At 68.0% G+C, this 3,421-nt stretch carries 2 protein-coding genes; both read left to right on the top strand.

Going from position 1 to position 3,421, the window contains the following annotated elements:
* Nucleotides 1-170 precede the first annotated feature (170 nt).
* The gene (locus ACFTXQ_RS36455; RefSeq protein WP_382649931.1) at nt 171-761 is read left to right on the top strand and encodes a CDP-alcohol phosphatidyltransferase family protein; all 591 of its coding nucleotides are present in this window, start codon (nt 171-173) and stop codon (nt 759-761) included.
* 102 nt (nt 762-863) lie between these two features.
* Entirely contained in the window at nt 864-3,359 is a 2,496-nt protein-coding gene (locus ACFTXQ_RS36460) for a sugar phosphate nucleotidyltransferase (RefSeq protein WP_382649933.1), read from the top strand.
* The last annotated feature ends 62 nt before the right edge of the window (nt 3,360-3,421 follow it).

The following is a 3,421-nucleotide window of genomic DNA, read 5'->3' on the forward strand; positions in this document are numbered from 1 at the left end:
GGGGACCCTGTGGGAGAGTAGGACGCCGCCGAACAATCATTGCGGGAAGCCCCGCACCGAACCCTCAGGGGTCCGGTGCGGGGCTTTTCTGCGTTCAGGAGCAGGACGGGGCTCCTGTAGGGTCAAGGGGCATCGTTCTACTTTTCTACAGTCACAGTGGAGGCCCCCGGGTGGAGGTCCAGGAGACTCGGGTTCAGACTGACCGAATTTTCACCATTCCGAACATCCTGAGCATGGCTCGCCTGGTCGGCGTGCCCGTGTTCCTGTGGCTGATCCTGGCGAAGCACGACGGATGGGCCCTGGCCGTCCTCATGCTCAGCGGGGTCAGCGACTACCTCGACGGGAAACTCGCGCGCCGCTGGAATCAGATCAGCAGCCTCGGCCGGCTGCTGGATCCGGCCGCGGACCGGCTGTACATCCTGTCCACGCTCTTCGGTCTGACCTATCGCGAGATTCTGCCCTTGTGGGTCACCGGAGCGCTGCTCGCGCGTGAAGTGATGTTGCTGGTGATGGTGTGGATCCTGCGTCGCCACGGCTATCCGCCGCCGCAGGTCAACTTCCTCGGCAAGGCCGCCACCTTCAACCTGATGTACGCGTTCCCCTTGCTGCTGCTCAGTGACGGCACGGGCTGGTTGGCCTGGATGGGCTCAGTTTTCGGATGGGCGTTCGCGGGATGGGGTACAACCCTCTACTGGTGGGCAGGAATCCTTTACGTGGTCCAAGTCCGCCGTCTGGTGAAGGCGGACGCCACGGCCGATTGAGCTCGCCAGGCGCCGGATGACCCGGAAGGCTTTGCGGAGTCACCGCCCGAGACGTGGGTGAGGTCGGCCCGACCGTCGTCTCTCAAGGAGGACTCTTCCGACATGAAGGCCGTCGTGATGGCCGGTGGCGAAGGCACCCGCCTTCGCCCCATGACCTCGAGCATGCCCAAGCCGCTCCTGCCGGTGGCCAACCGGCCGATCATGGAGCATGTGCTCAGGCTCCTCAAGCGGCATGGGCTCAGCGAAACCGTGGTCACCGTGCAGTTCCTGGCCTCGCTCGTCAAGAACTACTTCGGGGATGGCGAAGAGCTCGGAATGGAGCTCACCTATGCCAACGAGGAGAAGCCACTCGGCACCGCCGGCAGCGTGAAGAATGCCGAGGAGGCCTTGAAGGACGACACGTTCCTTGTCATCTCCGGCGATGCGCTCACCGACTTCGACCTCACCGACCTGATCCGTTTCCACAAGGAGAAGGGCGGCCTCGTCACCGTCTGCCTGACCCGGGTGCCGAATCCACTGGAATTCGGCATCACCATCGTGGACGAGGAAGGAAAGGTCGAGCGCTTCCTGGAGAAGCCGACCTGGGGGCAGGTCTTCTCCGACACCATCAACACCGGCATTTACGTGATGGAGCCGGAAATCTTCGACTACGTCGACGCGGACGTCTCCGTGGACTGGTCCGGAGACGTCTTCCCACAGCTGATGAAGGAAGGCCGGCCGATCTACGGCTACGTCGCCGAGGGCTACTGGGAGGACGTCGGCACGCACGAGAGCTACGTCAAGGCGCAGGCCGACGTGCTCGAAGGCCAGGTCCAGGTCGAGATGGACGGCTTCGAGATCTCCCCCGGGGTGTGGATCGCCGAAGGAGCCGAGGTCAGCCCCGACGCGGTGCTGCGCGGGCCCCTGTACATCGGGGACTACGCCAAGGTCGAGGCCGGGGTGGAGATCCGCGAGCACACCGTCGTCGGGTCGAACGTCGTCGTCAAGAGCGGGGCCTTCCTGCACAAGGCCGTCGTCCACGACAACGTGTACATCGGGCCCCACAGCAACCTCCGCGGCTGCGTCATCGGCAAGAACACCGACATCATGCGTTCCGCCCGCATCGAGGACGGCGCCGTCATCGGCGACGAGTGCCTCGTCGGCGAGGAATCGATCGTCCAGGGGAACGTGCGGGTCTACCCGTTCAAGACCATCGAGGCCGGCGCCTTCGTCAACACCTCGGTGATCTGGGAATCCCGCGGACAGGCACATCTGTTCGGGGCGCGCGGGGTCTCCGGCATCCTCAACGTGGAGATCACCCCCGAGCTCGTGGTCCGGCTCGCCGGTGCCTACGCGACGACCCTGAAGAAGGGGGCGATCGTCACCACGGCCCGCGACCACTCCCGCGGCGCCAGAGCCCTCAAACGGGCCGTGATCTCCGCGCTCCAGGCCAGCGCCATCGACGTACGGGACCTGGAGAACGTACCCCTGCCCGTGGCGCGGCAGCAGACCGCGCGGGGCAGTGCCGGCGGCATCATGCTGCGGACCTCGCCCGGAGTGCCGGATTCCGTGGACATCATGTTCCTGGACGAGCGGGGCGCCGACCTCTCGCAGGCCGGGCAGCGCAAGCTGGACCGCGTGTACGCGCGTCAGGAGTACCGGCGGGCGTTCCCCGGCGAGATCGGTGACCTGCAGTTCCCCTCCAGCGTCTTCGACTCCTACACGGGCTCGCTGCTGCGGCGGGTGGACATCAACGGGATCGGCGACGCCGGCCTCAAGGTCGTCGTGGACGCCTCCAACGGCAGCGCCGGGCTCGTCCTGCCCAGCCTGCTGGGCCGGCTCGGCGTGGACGCGCTGACGATCAATCCCGGGCTCGACGAGTCCAGGCCGACGGAGACCACCGAGTCCCGGCGGGCCGGGCTGGTGCGGCTCGGGGAGATCGTGGCCTCCGCACGGGCCGCCTTCGGGGTGCGCTTCGACCCGGTGGGCGAGCGGATCTCGCTGGTCGACGAGCGCGGGCGGATCATCGAGGACGACCGGGCGCTGCTGGTGATGCTCGACCTCGTGGCCGCGGAGAAGCGCAGCGGCAAGGTCGCCCTGCCGGTGACCACGACGCGCGTCGCCGAGCAGGTGGCGGCCTACCACGGCACGCAGGTGGAGTGGACGACGACCTCGCCCGACGATCTGACGCGGGTGGGCCGGGCGGAGAACACCATCTTCGGTGGAGACGGCCGGGGCGGCTTCATCGTTCCCGAATTCAGCAGCGTCTTCGACGGATCGGCGGCCTTCGTGCAGCTGCTCGGGCTGGTGGCGCGGACGCAGCTCACGCTGAGCCAGATCGACGCCCGGATCCCGCGGGCCCACGTGCTCAAGCGGGACGTACCCACGCCGTGGGCGGTGAAGGGGCTCGTGATGCGCCGGGTCGTGGAGGCGGCGGGCGACCGGACCGTGGACACCACCGACGGGGTGCGGGTCGTGGAGGCCGACGGGCGGTGGGCGCTGGTCCTGCCCGACCCGGCGGAGGCGGTCACCCACCTGTGGGCCGAAGGCCCGGACGACGCCTCGGCGCAGGCCCTGCTCGACGAGTGGGCGGGCGTGGTGGACGGCGCCGGACACTGAGCACCGAGGGCTGATCCACCGATGGACCGGGTCCGGCGGGCCGGGGCGGGCAACTCCCCGCC

This window comes from Streptomyces sp. NPDC057010, assembly GCF_042673805.1.
GTDB lineage: Bacteria > Actinomycetota > Actinomycetes > Streptomycetales > Streptomycetaceae > Streptomyces.

Bases quoted from the DNA above. Each gene is read 5' to 3' on its own strand.
- ACFTXQ_RS36460 (WP_382649933.1), top strand. From the start codon at position 864: ATGAAGGCCGTCGTGATGGCCGGTGGCGAAGGCACCCGCCTTCGCCCC.